This window comes from Anaerolinea thermophila UNI-1 (assembly GCF_000199675.1).
Lineage (GTDB): Bacteria > Chloroflexota > Anaerolineae > Anaerolineales > Anaerolineaceae > Anaerolinea > Anaerolinea thermophila.
Genome location: NC_014960.1, coordinates 829,217 through 846,120 on the forward strand (window position 1 = coordinate 829,217; position 16,904 = coordinate 846,120).

Below are 16,904 nucleotides of genomic sequence, written 5' to 3' on the forward strand. Positions count from 1 at the left end.
TCTCACTCCATGCGATAACGTTCTTCAGCCAGCAAATACATGCGCCGCCAGAAGAGGCGGTTGATCAGGACAACGGTCACTACCATGGCAAGGGTAGATGCCAGCAACAAACTGTAGTCTCCCTGAGCGGTGGATTGGGTGATCAAGGCGCCAATCCCCACCGTATTTACAATTTTTCCACCAAAGGTGACGTATTCGGAAACGATGCTGGCGTTCCAGGCTCCGCCGGAGGCTGTAATCATTCCGGTTACCAGGTAGGGGAATAGCGCCGGCAGAATGAGGGTGCGCCACTGCTGCCACTTACTGAGGTGAATGAGTCGGGCAGTATAACGCAAGTCCTGAGGAATGGCGCTCGCCCCGGCAATCACGTTGAACAGCAGATACCATTGCGTGCCCATAAGCATCAGCAAAATAGCAGAGAGGTTAATCCCGCCGGGTAATTGAATGAGCAAAAGCACAAAGATGGGGAAAATTGCCGTTGCTGGCACGGATGCAACTACCTGCACCAGCGGCTGAAAAAGACTTGCCAGCCGCGGATTCGTGCCAATGGCTACCCCTACAGGAATGGTCCATGCCAGAGCAATGAGCAGTGAAATCAGCACCCGCAGAAAAGTTGCCCCTATGCCAAGGGCAATAGCACTCCAGGAAGACAGGGAAAGATTGAAAAGTAAACGTAAAGCCTGGGCGCCCCAGTACAGCACCACTCCGATACATACCAGCCCCAGAACAATTTCTCCCCAAGGAATTTTCCTGCTATGGGCAGGTCTGAGCAATGGAGGGTTCAGCCAGCGTGCCATGCGGGCATCTATTGCTTCATTGATGGGGGTGAAAATCCTCTGATTAAGCCAGTGGATAATTCGTGAGTGCCCGATCAGATTGTAAAACCACGAGGTAGGCGGGTTGTCGTTTTCCACCATTTCCAGTTTAAAGCGCTCTGTCCATGCCATCAGAGGGCGCCACACCAGTTGATCGAGAATGATAATGGTCAAAATGAGAGCGAGCACTCCCCAGAAAATTGCCGGGATATTGCCCTGATTGGCGGCTTCATGCAGGTATGCTCCCAAGCCGGGCAGACGGTAATCCTGTTCGCCGACGGTGAAAATTTCTGCTGCCATCAGGAAAAACCATCCCCCTGCCCAGGACATCATGCTGTTCCAGACCAGAGCAATGGCAGCAAAGGGCAATTCCAGCGTCTTGAATTGAAACCAGGTGTTCAGGCGGAAGATGGCGCTGGCTTCGCGCAGTTCTTTGGGAATGGTACGCAGGGACTGATACCAGGCAAAGGTGAGGTTCCACACCTGACTGGTAAATATCAATACAACGGAAGAAAGTTCGGCTGCTAAACCTTCGGGAAGAATTGCCCGCAACCCCAGCAGAACGACCGGCAGGAAAGACAGGATGGGTACTGATTGCAACACATCCAGTAAAGGAATCAGCACCTGCTCGGCGCGGCGGTTGTATGCGGCTACCCGTCCATAGATTAGGGTGAAAGCCATCGAAAGCAGGTAAGCCGCAAACATTCGGCTGACCGAGCGCAGAGCATACCATGGTAGTACCTGTGGTTGAAGCGAAATAACAGGTTCGCGGACAGCAGGAGGGGCGTTCAGGGCAAGGCGTATTCCCGCATAGAGGAGCGCGGCAAGTCCGAACAGAACAAGTACGTCCGCAACCCCAAAGCGGCGTTCTGAGCCGGTTCCCATGGAAAAGGAACGCGTGGATAGGGTCATTTTGCATCACCTCCGCTTTTAAAGGATTGGAGCGCCCCGCCAGAGGCGATGCGCTCCAATCGTTGGCTGTGCTATGCAGGGAACCCTATCCGCTAAAACGCCTGCATCCCCTGCCTGTCCTGCCAGCCAGATTGTGACACAACCTCTGCACGAGGCAATTCCTCAAAGGAATAACTACTTCCAGAACCGTCCATAACTTGAGCGATTGTACTCTTCACAAACGAATTTGGCAATGCTTTTTCTCAGGAAATTGCTTATGATATCATCATCATCAAAAACCTTTCTGACTGGAGAATTCTCATGACCACTTCCCTTCGCGATTTGCTCGATTTTGCTGTGGAAACGGCGTATCTGGCAGGACGAACCACCCTGGCGTATTTTCAGACGGGTGTTCAGGCGGAGTTCAAAGCCGATTCTTCCCCCGTGACTCTTGCCGACCGCGCCGCCGAGCAATTGATTCGTCAACGCATTGAAAAACGCTTCCCTCATCATGCCATTGTGGGTGAGGAATTTGGTGTTCAGGGAAGCGCTGATGCTACCCACCGCTGGTTCATTGACCCGATTGACGGCACCAAATCCTTCCTGCGCGGCATTCCCCTGTACGCTGTGCTGTTGGGCTTGGAGATTGAAGGCAGGGTGCAGGTGGGAGTGGCTTATTACCCCGCTATGGACGAGATGCTGTCTGCCGCCGATGGCGAGGGATGCTGGTGGAACGGGCGGCGGGCGCGTGTCTCCACGGCGAGCCGCCTGGCAGAAGCCTGGGTGACCAGCACCGACCCCTACAATTTCCAGAAAACCGGCAAAGATGCCGCCTGGCAGCGCATTCAGGCGGTGTCTTATCACCGCGGCGGCTGGGGGGATGCCTACGGCTATCTGCTGGTTGCTACTGGGAGAGCCGAAGTGATGCTCGATCCCATCATGAACGAGTGGGATTGCGCGCCGTTCCCGCCCATCTTCCGCGAAGCCGGTGGTTTTTTCGGAGACTGGCAGGGTAACGAAACCATCTATGGCGGCGAGGCGCTGGCAACAACTCAGGTTCTTCTCCCTGAGGTGCTGGAGTGTTTACATTCTTCCCTTTGAAAGGTGAAAGTTTTCAGAAAATTGGATGATTTTCAACCTGTCTGACATCATCCGTAGAGGTCTTCATCGGTAGTACAATGCAATCATTCAGACAGGAAAAGGATTTTTTATGGAGCCCATTGTCAGCGTCACTCAGCACCTTGTCAAGAGCGAAGATTTGAATCATCACGGCACCCTCTATGCCGGACGAACTGCGGAATGGTTTGTGGAAGCCGGTTTTATTGCAACGGCAAAAGTCGTTCCACCGGAACAAATTGTTTGTCTGCAGATTCATGGGATGAGTTTTACCAGCCCGGTGCGCCGCGGCGAAATCGTCACCTTTAAAGGCAAGGTGATTTTGACGGGTAAATCCCGCCTGATTACTTTTGTAGAAATGAGCGCCAGCGATCGTCCGGTGGTCAAGGGATTCATCACATTCGTCAATGTAAACGCTGAAGGTAAACCCTTGCCTCATGGCGTGACCATTGAACCCGTCACGCCGGAAGATATTGCCCTTCAGGAAGAAGCCCGAAAACTCTAAGAAAATCTGACCGGGTAAAACTGCCGTAACGAAAAAGCCGAACAATCTTTAAGAGGGTTCGGCTTATTGGATTCTTTGTGTGGATGGCGCTGTTTTTTGCTTCCTCTTACAGTTTTTTGCTGAATTTCTCGAAAAAACTTCTCATGCTCTTGACCTGGAGTTGACTCCAGGTTGTATAAATAAAGTATCAAGTATCTATCATCAAAGGGCTTTCCTCAGGAAAGGAAAAATAAAAATGACAAAACGGGAGCAGGAATTAATCCAACTTTCCAGTGAAAAATGGAAGTGGATGGCGGAACGCAATCTGCCGGCGCTGGAGAACCTCTTCCATGAAAAGGCGGTATTTGTCCACATGGGCGGTACCCTGACCAGAGAAAAGGAACTTGAGGTCATCCAAACCGGTGCTATTCACTATAAGGAAACCGAAATTCAGGAAGTCTCGGTGAGGTTTGTCAGCCGCACAACCGCCATTCTGCTGAATAAAATTCGTTTGCTCGCAGTGGTTGGCGGGAATGAGGTGGTCAATCCTTTTGTAGTGACCGAAGTGTATGTAAGACAGGGCGGAAAATGGCTGTTAGCCTCGCTTTCCTTCACCCGCCTGCTTACACCGCAATAAATCATTGGATAAAAAGTGGAGGTATGATGAACAAAGTCACTTTGAATAATGGCGTGGAAATTCCCATTTTGGGCTTTGGGGTCTTTCAAATCACCGACCCGGTGGAGTGCGAGCGAGCAGTACGGGATGCCATCGAGGTGGGATACCGGCACATTGACACAGCGGCATCCTATCGAAACGAAGAGGCGGTGGGCAGGGCGATTAAGCAGTGCGGTGTTCCCCGCGAGGAATTGTTTATTACCACCAAACTCTGGATTCAGCGCAATGGTTATGAAGGCGCAAAAAGAGCCTTTGAAAACTCTCTCCGCCGTCTGCAGTTGGATTATGTGGATCTGTACCTGATTCATCAGCCCTACGGCGATGTCTATGGTGAATGGCGGGCGATGGAGGAACTCTACCGTCAGGGCAAAATCAGGGCGATTGGCGTGTCAAATTTTTACCCTGACCGCATCATGGATCTGATCATGAACAACGAAGTGGTGCCGGCGGTCAATCAGATTGAGGTCAACCCCTTCCACCAGCAAATCGAGACGCAGAAGTTCCTGCTGGAAAACGGGGTTCAGGTGGAAGCCTGGGCGCCCTTTGCCGAGGGCAGGAACAACATCTTCCAGAATGAATTGCTGGTTTCGCTTGCCGCAAAGCACAACAAGACCGTGGCGCAGGTGATTCTGCGCTGGCTGGTACAGCGCGGCATCATTGCGCTGGCAAAGACCATCCGCAAAGAGCGCATGCTGGAGAATTTCAATGTGTTTGATTTTGAGTTGAGCGAAGAGGACATGACTGCCATTGCCACGCTGGACACCAAAACCAGCAGTTTCTTCGACCACCGCAATCCCGAAATGGTCAAGTGGCTGTGTGGCAGGAAACTGGATGATTGAGAACCAACAAACTTTTCATTCTTTGGAATATACATAATCAGAGAGATTGAAATAAAATAATAATAGTAGCGGTGAGAGAAATTAATCACCGCTATTTTGTTTTTTGGTATACACCTGGTTCTAGAAATTTTATTAACCCTAAATCCCTTGCAATTTGAAGTTGCTGTCTAATTTTTGCCCGAATATTTTTATTTTTGGGATGATATTGAATGAATTTTTCCTCATATTTATAAATGTCTTGAAGAGAGAAATTAGCAGGAAGATTATCTACTACATGCAATACAAGACTAAGCCATGTTCTTTGGCTATTTGAAAAACTTGAAATCGCTCGAGCAGTTTGCCAATGATTTTTTATTACAACTTGGGGAAGAATTTGTCCATCTTTGATAATCTCAACAAATGCTGAAGCAGGTATAGAGCGTAGATCAATAATACAGCCTTGCCAACCCGCCCTTCTTGCAGGCGGACGCAGGGGAGAACGAGGAATCACTACATTTTCTGTAATCCATGAACCATGAAGAATTTTTAAATTTGCTACGGAAAAATTATCTCTATTGTATTGAAGCAGGATCAGAGAAGGATGCCTATCTAATCTCACAGTTGTTAATGTGGTGTGATATTCTGCTCCAAGTATTCTATTAGATAAATTTTTTGAACTGCTTTTCAGTTGGTATCTTTCATTACACGATTCACACTGAAAATCACATGCGCGAGTATTTGCTGGAAGTGCAGATATTTTTCTATCACACGTTAGGCAGAGAAAATTCTCTGCCACCCACACTTCAGTTAAGACTCTTGCTCTTTGTGAAGCACTTGTGTATTGAGTCGTAAGATGAAGGTACTTTGATAAATCGAGATCCATTTTGTTTCTGCTCAAGTGTGTATTGTTAAAATTTTACCCCCTTCATTTTACCGAAGGGGGCGAATTTCTGGTTTGTGTAGAAAGAAATGAGTCTACTCGTACCTCAGAGCCTCAACAGGCTCCAGGTTGGCGGCGCGGCTGGCGGGGTAAATCCCAAAGAACAAGCCCACCGCAGTGGAGAAAAGCGTTGCCAGCAGGATGGCATCGATGCCCACCACGGGGGTCAGTTCGGTGTTGTTGGCGGCGGCAATCTGCCCTACCACAAAGGCAATCAGCCAGCCGAGGGCAATGCCGATCAGCCCGCCGATGAGCGAGAGCAGGGAGGACTCGGTGAGGAATTGAATGAGGATATCGCGCTTGCGCGCGCCCAGCGCCTTGCGCAAGCCGATCTCGCGGGTGCGCTCGGTGACGCTGACCAGCATGATGTTCATGATGCCGATGCCCCCCACCAGCAGGGAGATGGCGGCAATGCCCCCGAGGAAGATGGTCAGCACCGAGGTGATTTGCCGCGCCGTGGAGATGAAATCCTGCTGGGTAAAGATGGTGAAATCATCAGCGCCCACTTCGGTGCGGTGGCGCTGGCGCAGGATTTGGGCTACTTCCTCTGCCGCCAGTGGGACGGAGTTGGCATCCACCGCCTGCACGAAGATGATGTCCACCCGCTCGCGCGAGCGCCGGATGAGGCGTTCCTGCGCGGTGGAGAACGGCACCATTACCACGTTATCCTGACTGCCAAACGCGCCGCCACCTTTGGATTCCAGCACCCCCAGGATGCGGAAGGGCTGTCCCTCAATGCGGATGACCTGTCCGGTAATGCCTTCGCGCGTCCCGAACAGTTTATCGGCAACTTCCGTGCCGATCAGGGCGACCGAGGCGCGTTCCAGAATGTGAGTTTCATTGATGGGTTCGCCCTCGCTTAACTTGAAATTGCGCACTTCCAGATACTCGGGGGTGATGCCAATCAACGTTGGACGGGTGCGTTCCCCGCCAAAAGACACCTCGCGGTCGGCTTGAATGGCGGGGGCGGCATTCGCTACGTGCGGCGCCTGAAAGGCGTCCTTAATGGCATCCACATCGCCCAGTGTCAGCGGTTTGGCGTTGCGAATGTTACCTTCCAGGTTGCCGGTGAAGACAAACAGCAGGTTGGTGCCGATGCCGGAAATCGAGCCGGTGATGGCGGCTTGCGCGCCGTTGCCCACTGCTAGCATGGCAATCACCGCCGCCACGCCAATGACAATTCCCAGAATGGTCAGCGCCGAACGCAGTTTGTTGGCGGTTAAACTCTGCAGGGCTTCGATAATGGATTGAAGCACGATCATACCGCACCATCCTCTACAATCAGCCCATCCATCAGGCGGATGACCCGTTGAGTTTGTGCGGCAACGTTGGGATCATGGGTGACGATGATGACCGTAGCCCCGCGGTCGCGGTTGAGGTGGATAAGCAGTTCCATGATTTCTTTTCCCGATTTTGAGTCCAGATTGCCGGTGGGTTCGTCTGCCATGAGGATGGCAGGGTTGTTCACCAGTGCGCGGGCAATGGCAACCCGTTGCTGTTGTCCGCCGGAGAGTTCGCTGGGGCGGTGGTACAAACGTTCCGCCAGCCCTACGGCGATGAGGGCTTCTTTGGCGCGTTCGCTTCTCCCTTTGGTTACGCCGGCGTAGCGCAGAGGTAATTCCACATTTCCCAGTGCGGTAACCCGCGGAAGCAGGTTGAAGGACTGGAACACAAACCCAACCTTGCGGTTGCGGATGGAGGCTAACTGGTCATCGCTGAGTTTGGAGGTTTCTTCTCCGTCCAGCAGGTAGCGTCCGCTGGTGGGGCGGTCGAGGCATCCCAGCACGTTCATCAGCGTGGATTTGCCCGATCCTGAAGGTCCCATGATGGCGACCATCTCGCCTCGGCGGATTTTCAGGCTTACGCCTGCCAGCGCGCGCACTTCCACCGATCCCATGCGGTAAATTTTGGTTAAATCAAAGGCTTCAATGACGTATTCACTGCTCATACGGTTAATTTCCCATTCGTCCACTCGGAGGTCCTGCCTGGAACTGCACTGGCGGATTCAGCACCAGCACATCCCCTTCGCTCACCCCGCTCAGCACCTGGCTGTACGTGTCAGAGGTCAATCCCAGCGTCACCTCGAAGGGCGTGGGGATGCCGTTGATCAGTTTGTACACTACCCGCTTGGATTCGCGCAGGCGCACCGCGCGATTCGGCACCAGCAGGACGTTTTCCAGCCGGTCGGTTTCGATGTTCACGGCTGCGGTCATCCCGGGGCGCACGGCTTCATCAGCATCGGTCAGTTCCAGGGTAACGGTGAAGTTCACCACCCCCTGTACGTTTGTACCGACTCTGCCTACCTGGGTAACTTTGCCATGATATTCCTTCCCGGGGATGGCGTCGAACGTCAGGGTAGCGTTTTGCCCCACCCGCACGCGGTTGATATCGACCTCGGTGATTTGTACGTCCACCAGCAGGCGGGACAGGTCGTCAATACGGAAGGAAACCGTTCCGGGGTTGACCGAGTCTCCCACCATACTGCGCACTTCGGTCACCGTGCCATTAAAAGGCGCTTTGAGCGAGACCAGTTCCAGCGTGGCTTCGATGGCGGCAACCCGGGCTTCAGCCGCCATCAGGTCGTCCGGATCGGGACCGTCTTTCACGCGCTCCCATTCGCGCTCGGCATCTGCCAGTTTGGCTTCAGCCAGGCGCAGGCGCGCATCGGCTTGTTCAATTTCCAGTTCATCCGGTCCGCCGGTGAGGTATTCCAGATTGGCTTTGGCGCGGTCGCGCTTCTTGCGGGCTTCATTAAGTGCCGTCAACGCCTGGGCGCGCAACAGGTCACTTTCCGGACGGTCCTTGAAGATGTCATAGGTGTCCTGGGCTTTCTTCAGTTCTTCTTCTGCCAGTGCCAGGTTTGCGCGTGCTACCTCAATCGTATCAGGGAGCGCTCGTGAATACTGCTTGCTGGCGCGGTTCTTTTGAGCATCTTCCAGTTCTTTGCGCGCAGCCACCAGCGCCTGATAAGCCTGGGCTTGTGCCAGTTGAGAGTCTTTCAAATTTTCCAGATTGCGTTTGGCGGTCACCAGGTCGGCTTTGGCAAGGATGATGGACTGTGAGAGTGATTTTTCATCCAGAGTCGCCAGTACCTGATCTTTTTGCACTGCATCCCCTACCGAGACGTTGATTTCGGCAATGCGTCCGCTGGTTTGCCATGCCAGCACCGCGGTTTGGTTGGCGCGCACGGTTCCGGTTGCACCCACGACTGCGACCAGTGGACCACGGGTGACGGTGGTGGTTTGCCAATTTGTGGCGGCAATTGTGCGGCTGTTTTGCCATGCAGTAAAGGCAAAATAACCGGCAATGCTCAGTACAGCAATGATGAGAAGGGTGAGCAGAGTGCGTTTCATACTATTTCCTGTCTTCTGTAAAAGATGAGATTTCCGTTGGGTGGAACGGAAATGAAAACACATCGAATATTACGATATCGAATAATAAATTTGGAAAGGAAGAGTGTCAAGGGGTAAATGCTTTTTGTACAGCCCGCATTATTGGGCAGTTTTTTTCCGCATGACCCGCAGGATGGCTATCTTGGTGGGATGGTTGAACGGCGAGGGATCGACTGGCGGCGGATTGACCCGTGTACTGGGGTAGCCGGTAATGTCTTCGGGTACGTCCAGCAATTCTTCGATGGCAAGGTAACCATCGGCGCAGAGCGCTTTCAGTGTGCTGTAGTAGTCTTTTCCGCTCAGGAAGAGGGCATTGTTGACGGCAATCAGCCAGCCGCCCTGGCGAACCAGCGGGCGGGCTTTGTTGATGACCCGCACACACTCATCCACCAGATTGACTTCCCCGCCAGCCGTGCGCGAGAAATAGGGCGGGTCAACGATGACAATATCATACTCCGAGCCGTTGCGGCGCATGCGTGCGGCAACGTGGAAGAAATCTTCCTGCAAAAAGTCACCTTTGATGATGGGCAGACCATTCAGACTGTAAGAATCTTTTGCCAGGTTAAGAAACTTTCGGTCAATGTCCACCTGAACCACACGCGCCGCGCCACCTGCCAGGCAGGCGACACCCAAACTTCCCGTGTAGGCAAAGGTGTTGAGCACTTCCGTTTCGGTAGTGACGTGTTCCTTGAGCCACAGACGCAGGTTGCGGGTATCCAGGTAGAAACTGGCGTCCTGGTGCATGCCCAAATCAATGGCGTACCAGATGCCGTGTTCCTGAATGCGCCGGTCGGGACGTTCTCCCCAGATGAGAGTGCCGGTGCGCCCTTCCTGGTCGAGGGCGTGACGGGTCTTGAGCCATACCGCGCGCAAAAAAGGCAGGTGTTGGCGGTAAAAATTTATCAGGGATTGCTGGGTTTCCGGGGTGAGCCAGGCAGGATCATCAGCGTAATTCCATAGCAGGAGCGTACTGCCGTATAAATCCACAACCAGATCATTCCAGCCTTCATAAAAGCCGGCAAACAGGCGAAGGGCAGAGCGATGGGGAGGTTGAATCAGCCCGGCGCGGGCATCCAGCGCGCGCTTCAGGGCAGGCAGGTGTGAGGAAAGAGGGTCTGACTCCATACAAATAGAGTAGTGTTATTGTACTGAATTTTGTGCTTTCGTACAAACAAAATCCCTCCCGAAAATGGGAGGGACAGAAGGCTTACGCCAGCAGGCGAACCAGGGTGTAGTTTTTCCGCCCTTTCCGCAGGACGACAAACTGACCCTGCAGGGCATCCTGAAGGTGGACGGCGCGGTTCAGGTCTTCCACCCGCCGATTGTTGACGTAGATACCCCCTTCCTGAATATTGCGCCGGGCTTCACCTTTGGATTTGGCTACGCCTGCGGTCACCAGCAAATCTACCAGCGGGTAGCCTTCCCCTTCCAACTGATGGCGCGGCACTTCGCAGGAAGGCACTTCCGAGAAAATATCGGCGATTTCGGCGGCAGTCAGGGTTTCCAGTTCGCCGCCAAAGAGCGCCTGGCTGGCTTGCTCGGCGCGTGCCAGGGCGGTCTCGCCGTGAATCATCTGCGTCATGGCGCGGGCAAGTGCGCGGTGCGGTTCGCGTTGTTCCGGACGCTCAGCCAGGCTGGCTTCCAGTTCGGCAATTTCCTCACGGGTGAAGAAGGTAAAGTACTTGAGGTACTTGACCACATCGCGGTCGTCGGTGTTCAGCCAGAATTGATAGAAGCGGTACGGCGAGGTCTTGTTTGGATCCAGCCATACCGAACCCGATTCGGTTTTGCCAAATTTTGTCCCGTCGGCTTTGGTGATGAGATGGTACACCATCCCGTAAGCCTGCCCGCCGCGCACACGCCGAATCAGTTCAGCTCCGGCAGTGATGTTGCCCCATTGGTCGCTCCCGCCGGTTTGCAGTTTGCATCCAAAGGTATCGTACAGGTGAAGGAAGTCGTAGGATTGCAGAAGCATGTAGGAAAATTCGGTGAAGGAAATGCCTTCCTCGCGGTCAATACGGCTTTTAACCGAGTCCTTTGCCAGCATGTAATTGACTGTGAAGTGCTTGCCAATATCGCGCAGGAAATCCACCAGATTCAGTTTTAAGAGCCAGTCGGCGTTGTTGACCAGACGGGCGGGGTTGCTCTTGACCTCGAAGTCCAGCAGGTGCGCCAGTTGTTTTTGAATGCACGATACGTTGTATTCAATCTGCTCGCGGGAGAGCAGTTGCCGCTCGCTGGATTTTCCGCTGGGATCGCCAATCATTCCGGTGCCGCCGCCGGCAACGGCGATGGGGGTGTGTCCGAAGCGCTGAAGGCGCGCCAGCGCAATCAGCGGCAGGGTGTGTCCCACGTGTAAACTGTCGGCGGTGGGGTCAAAACCGTTATACACGGTGACTTTTTCTTTTGCCAGCAGTTCCGGGACACCTTCCATGTAATCAAAAATCAACCCGCGCCATTGCAGTTCTTCAAAGGCATTGTGACTCATGATGCTTCTGTCCTCCTTCACGTCCGAGAGTATACCACAGGCTTTCCTGTGCCGTAGAGTTTTTGTTAGAGAAGAGATGATGAGGTATTGAAATACATTTAAAAATAGATTTATTATGTAAATGAATAATTTTTTTTGGGGGGAGGGAAACATGAATAAGCGAATTCAGGTTTTGGTGGGCATTGCGTTGATGATTGCCATGGTGCTGGCTTTCTTTGGTTTTCAAACCAGAGGGCAAGCCGCTTTGGGAAATGTGGGATTCCCGATTTACTGCGTGAAGTCCAATGTGTCTCCGGGTAATGTTTTTAATCTCACCTGTTACGATGATGCGGCGGGAACGACATTTTCGGATGTGCCTACAGGTTACTATCTGCTGGTGACGGACGCCTTTATTACGCCTTCCCCTACCTGCGGAACAGATAAAGGCATTCTGCATATAGATATTTTTGATTCCAATGTTGTAGGTTCTACAACGTACAATGAAGATGGTATTGAATTGAGAGAACTGGACCGGGAAACGTTCGGTTTCAGTTTCCAATCTCCCGGGTTGATTGTGCAGGCAAATCATTTTTTGAGAGCCCAAGCCAATGGCGGAAATGTATGTAATGTCGATGTGCGTGTGTACGGCTGGCTGGTCACCAACCTGTCCTTCCTGCCAGTAGTGACCAAGTAACCCGTACCTTGCCGGCGTCGGGTTAAGGGGGAGAGACAACAATTTAAAGGGAGACAAACTGCAAGGCAAAATCCTGTACCGCCTTGCCGGGACAGGATTCTTTTTCAAAATCTTGACCTCAAAGGAATTGACATGGGAACCTTTTCATTGTTACACTCGTCTTATAACACGTCCAGGACTTCGCTCCCCGTATCCCTGCTTGGAGAGAGGATTACAGTATGTCCAATATCGAAGAAATTGAAGTAGTGGAAACTTCACAAAAACGCTGGCATTGGGACTGGCTTTGGCGCATCTTCCTGCGGCCCCGCCAGGTCTTTGACCAGATTGCCCAAACCGAAGTGTCGACCTGGCTTCTTCCTGTGCTGTTCCTCACGGTGGTTTCGCTGGTGTATGTGCTGGTATCGGGGCCGACCCGCACGCAGGAACTGCTCGCCAAGCCCATTGAACCGCCCCCGGACTTTCAGTACTGGGATCCGGCAATGCAGGAAGAGTACATGAAGAACGCTCAGCCCAACCCTTCTCCGGCGCTGATTTACGTCCTGCCGGCAGTAGGGGCGGTGGTGAAAGTGTGGCTCTCGTGGGTCATTCTGGCGGCGCTGGTGCACCTGGCGCTCACCCTGGCGGGAGGACGTGGCTCGCGTTCTGCGGAGTTCAGCGTGGCGGGATGGAGTCTTATGCCGCTGGCGGTGCGTGAGATTGTGCACTTGATCGCGGTGCTTTCTGCTCATCAGAGCATTAAGAACCCCGGGCTTTCCGGCTTCATTCAAACCGAAACAGGTGGAGGCGCTGTATTTCTTGCCTCTTTGCTTTCGTTCGTGGATTTGTACCTTGTCTGGCAGGTGGTATTGCTGGTGCTGGGGGCAAAGCGCACGTCCGGGCTTTCTACCGGCAAGACGCTGGTTTCGGTGCTGATTGCGGTGATTCTCTTGCTGGTGTTGCAGGCACTGCCCGGTTTTATCGGTGCGCAGTTGAGCGGCTTGCAAACCGGCGGGTTCTTCCTGTTTTAGCCTATGACCAGCGGCGCAACCATTTCCATTCGGCAATTGCGCAAGACCTACGTCATGGGGCGGGTGCGCGTGCATGCTCTGGCTGGCGTGGATATGGACATCCCTGCCGGCTCGTTCACCGTGGTGATGGGACCGTCCGGTTCGGGCAAAAGCACCCTGCTGTATCTGCTGGGGGGCTTGGAGCGCCCGACCAGCGGGCAGATTCTGGTGGATGGCAAAGACCTGAGCGCTATGGATGAGAACGCACTGGCGCTGTATCGGCGCAGTACGGTGGGCTTTGTCTTTCAGCAGTTCAACCTGGTTCCCAGCATGACGGCGCTGGAAAACGTGGCTTTTCCCATGCGTTTCAGCGGTATTCGTACCGGTGAACGCCTCAAACGCGCGAAAGACCTGCTGACCCAGGTTGGGCTTGCTACACACGTGAAACACCGCCCGACGGAAATGTCCGGCGGACAGCAACAGCGGGTTGCCATTGCCCGCGCGCTGGTGCATAACCCCCGCCTCATCCTTGCCGATGAACCTACCGGCAATCTGGACTCGGTGACCGGGTACAGTATCATGCAGTTGCTCAGCGAACTGCACCAGCAGGGGCGCACGGTGATGGTGGTCACCCACGACCCGCGAATGTTGCGTTTTGCCACCCATACCATTTACCTGCTGGATGGCAGGGTGGTCTCCCGTGATGATTTTGAGAAAGCCAGCGCGCTTCCTGAAGATGAGAAGAACGTCAGTTGAAATTTCTGGAATGGAGTGCTCTCATGACCAAACGTTTCCACTTAATTCTCTTATGCAGTTTGTTGGTGATGTTGATCATGCCCGCTGGGGGAGTTTTTGCTCAAACCCCTGCGCCGGTGACGGATCGTCCACTGGTGGTGATTAACGGCTATTATCTGGACAAAGATACCATTGCCGTAGGCGATTCCTTTAACCTGTTTGTGGAGTTGAAGAACATCAGTGCCACGCAGGACGCCAGTAATTTAATTCTGTCTTTTGTGAACGATTCTTTCCTGCCTCAGGAAACTGGCGGTGTTGTAGCGCTTGGCTTATTACCAGCAGGCGGTGACCGCACCGTCACCCAGCGCTTTCTGGTCAGTTCCAACCTTGCCGGGCAGCCCGTGGGCACAATTCCGCTTAACCTCACCTACACCGGTCCGGATGGAACGCAGTACAGCGAGCGTTTCACCATCACCCTGCAGTTGAAGATTTACTACCGCGCCGCCTATACCCCGACCCCTACCCCAACGCCCACGCTGGCGCCGGTGGTGCGCCCGCAACTGGTCATTTCGGGGTACCAGACGGATGTCAATCCGCTTCAACCGGGCTCTCTCTTCAAGTTGTCGCTGGATGTTCGCAATCTGGGGAATGCCGATGCGCGGGCGGTGACTCTGGTGCTGGGGGGCGGGGTTTCGCCCGATCCTAGCGGCACCCCTCAACCCGGTGGATTAAGCGGCGGCGGGGGCGATTTAAGCGTCTTTGCGCCGGTAGGATCGTCTAACCTGGTGTATTTGGGAGATGTTCCGGCAGGGGCATCCCTCAGCACCACCTCAGACCTGGTGGTGAATGTCTCTGCCAATCCGGGGGCGTACACGCTCAAAATTTCCTTCGTGTATACCGATCCCAAGGGCATGCGCCTGGTGGATGACCAGATCATCACCCTGTTGATTTACCGTTTGCCGGTGCTGGAAGTCAACTTTTACCGCGACCCCGGTCCGCTGTTTGCCGGTCAACCCAATGTCCTGCCCATTCAGGTGGTCAATTTGGGAAAATCCACCGTGGTGCTGGGGAATATGACGGTGAGCGCCGAAGGTGCGGAACTGCAGAATAACACCGTGCTGGTTGGAGCATTGGACCCGGGCGGCTTTTACACGCTGGATACCACGTTCACCCCCATGCAGGCAGGCGAGATGACGATCAAGGTGGCGTTGAATTACACCGACGACTTCAATCAGCCCCGTCAGGTCGAGCAAATCATCCCGGTGACGGTGCAGGAAAGTGCGCCCATCATTGAACCCGGCATGCCTCCCGAAGGCGGTGAAGTTCCTGTACAACCTGTTCAGGAAACTTTTCTGCAGAAAGTATGGCGCTTTATACGTGGACTGCTGGGGCTGGACAGCGCGCCGCCCCAGCCGGTAGTTCCGCAAGGCGAAATGCCGGTGCAGGAGTATGAGAGCGTTCCTGCGCCGCTCAAGGGCCCATGATGAGGCGCATGTGAAGAAAGAAGGATGAGACATGCGATTCCTGGATTATCTGGGACTGGTCTTTTACAACCTTGGACGCCGAAAAGGGCGGGTAGCCTTGACCGCCATCGGTGTGGTCATCGGTACGGCAGCGGTGGTGGTGCTGGTGGCGCTTGCCAGCGGCTTACAGCGCAATGCCACCCGTCAGTTCTCGCAGGTGGGTAACCTGACCCTCATCACCGTTTACCCAAAATATGGCGAGGGTATGGTGGTGATGCCTGGAGGAGGGAGTTCGGGTGGTTCTGGACAGTCTCAAATCAAACTGCTCACCCCGCAAGCCATTGCAGAAATTTCTGCCATTGATGGGGTGGCGCAGGTTATTCCACGGGATACCCTGCGGGGCGGTGCACGCCTGGTAGCGGGAAAGATGGAAACCTACCCCTTCATCATGGCGTACGATACACCAGATTTCAGCGTGTTCAATTACCAGATGAAAGAAGGTGTTTCTGAACTGAAACGCGGTGAAGCCCTGGTGGGGGAATCTCTGGCAAAGGGATTCAACGACCCGCGCTGGCGCCCCGGACAACCTCAACCGGAACAGCCTGAAATTGTTGGCAAGCAGTTGAAACTGGTGGTGCAGAAGTTTTCCCAGGACGGCACCATGACCGAGCGGGTGTACTCGGTACGCATTGCAGGCATCATTAAACAGCGTATGGATGAAACCGACTACGGCATGATCATGCGCATGGACGACCTGACCCAGATGAACGAGTGGTTGACGGGAAAGCGGATTAATCGGAATAAAGAAGGGTACGATATGTTTTACGTCAAAACCACCGATACAAAGAAGACCACCGAGGTTTCCAAACAAATCAACGATCTGGGCTATCAGGCATACTCGCAAATGGAGTTTGTCCAGAGCGTCAACAATTTCTACACCATCATTCAAATTGTCTTTGGCGGGATCGGCGCCATTGCCCTGCTGGTGGCTGCCATTGGCATTGCCAATACCATGACCATGGCAATCCTGGAACGTACCCGCGAAATTGGTTTGATGAAAGCCGTAGGCGCAACCAACCGCGATGTGATGAGCATCTTTCTGGGAGAAGCGGGGGGGATTGGCTTAATTGGCGGCATTGGCGGGGTGATGCTGGCATGGGGCTTAGCGCAGATCATCAATGTGCTGGCGGCAAGTTATTTGTCCAATCCCATGCCGTATGGCGGAGAACCCCCTGGCCCGGCGACTTATATTGCGCCATGGTTACCGCTGTTCGCGCTGGTGTTTTCTACCTTGGTGGGGGTAATCTCCGGATTGTACCCGGCATTGCGAGCAGCGACCATGGTACCGGTGATGGCGCTGAAGTACGAGTAACTTCCTCTTTTGTTCATATCGTGGGGCGGCGTTCTCGCGTCCGGTTTGCGAGAGC

16 protein-coding genes are annotated in these 16,904 nt (G+C 53.7%); 9 read left to right on the forward strand and 7 right to left on the reverse strand.

Going from position 1 to position 16,904, the window contains the following annotated elements; translation table 11 throughout:
- Positions 1 to 2 precede the first annotated feature (2 nt).
- On the reverse strand, positions 3 to 1,727 hold the full coding sequence (locus tag ANT_RS03800) for an ABC transporter permease (RefSeq protein ID WP_013559186.1): 1,725 nt from the start codon (positions 1,725 to 1,727) through the stop codon (positions 3 to 5).
- 300 nt (positions 1,728 to 2,027) lie between these two features.
- Here ANT_RS03800 and ANT_RS03805 point away from each other — a divergent pair, with 300 nt between their 5' ends.
- The 4 genes from ANT_RS03805 to ANT_RS03820 all read left to right on the forward strand — a co-directional run bounded on the left by ANT_RS03805 (position 2,028) and on the right by ANT_RS03820 (position 4,821).
- Positions 2,028 to 2,807 (forward strand): inositol monophosphatase family protein, encoded by a 780-nt coding sequence (locus ANT_RS03805; protein WP_013559187.1) that lies wholly within the window; start codon positions 2,028 to 2,030, stop codon positions 2,805 to 2,807.
- 109 nt (positions 2,808 to 2,916) lie between these two features.
- A complete protein-coding gene (locus ANT_RS03810) occupies positions 2,917 to 3,327 on the forward strand; it encodes an acyl-CoA thioesterase (RefSeq protein WP_013559188.1) in 411 nt (136 codons plus the stop codon).
- A 235-nt stretch (positions 3,328 to 3,562) separates the two neighbouring features.
- Positions 3,563 to 3,943 carry a nuclear transport factor 2 family protein gene (locus ANT_RS03815; protein ID WP_041454597.1) on the forward strand — a complete coding sequence of 127 codons (381 nt, stop codon included), beginning with the start codon at positions 3,563 to 3,565 and terminating at the stop codon, positions 3,941 to 3,943.
- A 26-nt stretch (positions 3,944 to 3,969) separates the two neighbouring features.
- Positions 3,970 to 4,821 carry an aldo/keto reductase gene (locus tag ANT_RS03820; protein ID WP_041454599.1) on the forward strand — a complete coding sequence of 284 codons (852 nt, stop codon included), beginning with the start codon at positions 3,970 to 3,972 and terminating at the stop codon, positions 4,819 to 4,821.
- Positions 4,822 to 4,912: 91 nt separating this feature from the next.
- Here ANT_RS03820 and ANT_RS16950 read toward each other — a convergent pair whose 3' ends face one another.
- From ANT_RS16950 to tyrS, 6 genes are all read right to left on the reverse strand, one after another.
- Positions 4,913 to 5,683: a DpnI domain-containing protein gene (locus ANT_RS16950; protein WP_013559191.1), complete on the reverse strand. Its 771-nt coding sequence runs from the start codon at positions 5,681 to 5,683 to the stop codon at positions 4,913 to 4,915.
- 92 nt (positions 5,684 to 5,775) lie between these two features.
- Positions 5,776 to 7,002, reverse strand: a complete 1,227-nt coding sequence (locus tag ANT_RS03825) for an ABC transporter permease (protein ID WP_013559192.1) — start codon at positions 7,000 to 7,002, stop codon at positions 5,776 to 5,778.
- Positions 6,999 to 7,688 (reverse strand): ABC transporter ATP-binding protein, encoded by a 690-nt coding sequence (locus tag ANT_RS03830; protein WP_013559193.1) that lies wholly within the window; start codon positions 7,686 to 7,688, stop codon positions 6,999 to 7,001. Before ANT_RS03830 ends, ANT_RS03825 begins: the two co-directional genes overlap by 4 nt.
- A 4-nt stretch (positions 7,689 to 7,692) precedes the next feature.
- Complete coding sequence (locus tag ANT_RS03835; RefSeq protein ID WP_041454602.1) at positions 7,693 to 9,093, reverse strand: efflux RND transporter periplasmic adaptor subunit; 1,401 nt, start codon at positions 9,091 to 9,093, stop codon at positions 7,693 to 7,695.
- 138 nt (positions 9,094 to 9,231) lie between these two features.
- Positions 9,232 to 10,257 carry a class I SAM-dependent methyltransferase gene (locus tag ANT_RS03840; RefSeq protein WP_013559195.1) on the reverse strand — a complete coding sequence of 342 codons (1,026 nt, stop codon included), beginning with the start codon at positions 10,255 to 10,257 and terminating at the stop codon, positions 9,232 to 9,234.
- A gap of 82 nt (positions 10,258 to 10,339) precedes the next feature.
- Complete coding sequence (gene tyrS, locus ANT_RS03845) at positions 10,340 to 11,620, reverse strand: tyrosine--tRNA ligase (RefSeq protein ID WP_013559196.1); 1,281 nt, start codon at positions 11,618 to 11,620, stop codon at positions 10,340 to 10,342.
- A 151-nt stretch (positions 11,621 to 11,771) separates the two neighbouring features.
- Between tyrS and ANT_RS03850 the strand changes: the two genes are divergently transcribed.
- From ANT_RS03850 to ANT_RS16045, 5 genes are all read left to right on the forward strand, one after another.
- The gene (locus tag ANT_RS03850) at positions 11,772 to 12,293 is read left to right on the forward strand and encodes a hypothetical protein (protein WP_013559197.1); all 522 of its coding nucleotides are present in this window, start codon (positions 11,772 to 11,774) and stop codon (positions 12,291 to 12,293) included.
- Positions 12,294 to 12,511: 218 nt separating this feature from the next.
- Complete coding sequence (locus ANT_RS03855; protein ID WP_013559198.1) at positions 12,512 to 13,300, forward strand: Yip1 family protein; 789 nt, start codon at positions 12,512 to 12,514, stop codon at positions 13,298 to 13,300.
- A gap of 3 nt (positions 13,301 to 13,303) precedes the next feature.
- The gene (locus ANT_RS03860; RefSeq protein ID WP_013559199.1) at positions 13,304 to 14,035 is read left to right on the forward strand and encodes an ABC transporter ATP-binding protein; all 732 of its coding nucleotides are present in this window, start codon (positions 13,304 to 13,306) and stop codon (positions 14,033 to 14,035) included.
- Between the two features lie 23 nt (positions 14,036 to 14,058).
- Complete coding sequence (locus ANT_RS03865) at positions 14,059 to 15,498, forward strand: COG1361 S-layer family protein (protein WP_013559200.1); 1,440 nt, start codon at positions 14,059 to 14,061, stop codon at positions 15,496 to 15,498.
- A 31-nt stretch (positions 15,499 to 15,529) separates the two neighbouring features.
- The gene (locus ANT_RS16045; protein ID WP_013559201.1) at positions 15,530 to 16,849 is read left to right on the forward strand and encodes an ABC transporter permease; all 1,320 of its coding nucleotides are present in this window, start codon (positions 15,530 to 15,532) and stop codon (positions 16,847 to 16,849) included.
- Positions 16,850 to 16,904 lie beyond the last annotated feature (55 nt).

Bases quoted from the DNA above. Each gene is read 5' to 3' on its own strand.
- ANT_RS03800 (WP_013559186.1), bottom strand. From the start codon at position 1,727: ATGACCCTATCCACGCGTTCCTTTTCCATGGGAACCGGCTCAGAACGC.
- ANT_RS03805 (WP_013559187.1), top strand. From the start codon at position 2,028: ATGACCACTTCCCTTCGCGATTTGCTCGATTTTGCTGTGGAAACGGCG.
- ANT_RS03810 (WP_013559188.1), top strand. From the start codon at position 2,917: ATGGAGCCCATTGTCAGCGTCACTCAGCACCTTGTCAAGAGCGAAGAT.
- ANT_RS03815 (WP_041454597.1), top strand. From the start codon at position 3,563: ATGACAAAACGGGAGCAGGAATTAATCCAACTTTCCAGTGAAAAATGG.
- ANT_RS03820 (WP_041454599.1), top strand. From the start codon at position 3,970: ATGAACAAAGTCACTTTGAATAATGGCGTGGAAATTCCCATTTTGGGC.
- ANT_RS16950 (WP_013559191.1), bottom strand. From the start codon at position 5,683: ATGGATCTCGATTTATCAAAGTACCTTCATCTTACGACTCAATACACA.
- ANT_RS03825 (WP_013559192.1), bottom strand. From the start codon at position 7,002: ATGATCGTGCTTCAATCCATTATCGAAGCCCTGCAGAGTTTAACCGCC.
- ANT_RS03830 (WP_013559193.1), bottom strand. From the start codon at position 7,688: ATGAGCAGTGAATACGTCATTGAAGCCTTTGATTTAACCAAAATTTAC.
- ANT_RS03835 (WP_041454602.1), bottom strand. From the start codon at position 9,093: ATGAAACGCACTCTGCTCACCCTTCTCATCATTGCTGTACTGAGCATT.
- ANT_RS03840 (WP_013559195.1), bottom strand. From the start codon at position 10,257: ATGGAGTCAGACCCTCTTTCCTCACACCTGCCTGCCCTGAAGCGCGCG.
- tyrS (WP_013559196.1), bottom strand. From the start codon at position 11,620: ATGAGTCACAATGCCTTTGAAGAACTGCAATGGCGCGGGTTGATTTTT.
- ANT_RS03850 (WP_013559197.1), top strand. From the start codon at position 11,772: ATGAATAAGCGAATTCAGGTTTTGGTGGGCATTGCGTTGATGATTGCC.
- ANT_RS03855 (WP_013559198.1), top strand. From the start codon at position 12,512: ATGTCCAATATCGAAGAAATTGAAGTAGTGGAAACTTCACAAAAACGC.
- ANT_RS03860 (WP_013559199.1), top strand. From the start codon at position 13,304: ATGACCAGCGGCGCAACCATTTCCATTCGGCAATTGCGCAAGACCTAC.
- ANT_RS03865 (WP_013559200.1), top strand. From the start codon at position 14,059: ATGACCAAACGTTTCCACTTAATTCTCTTATGCAGTTTGTTGGTGATG.
- ANT_RS16045 (WP_013559201.1), top strand. From the start codon at position 15,530: ATGCGATTCCTGGATTATCTGGGACTGGTCTTTTACAACCTTGGACGC.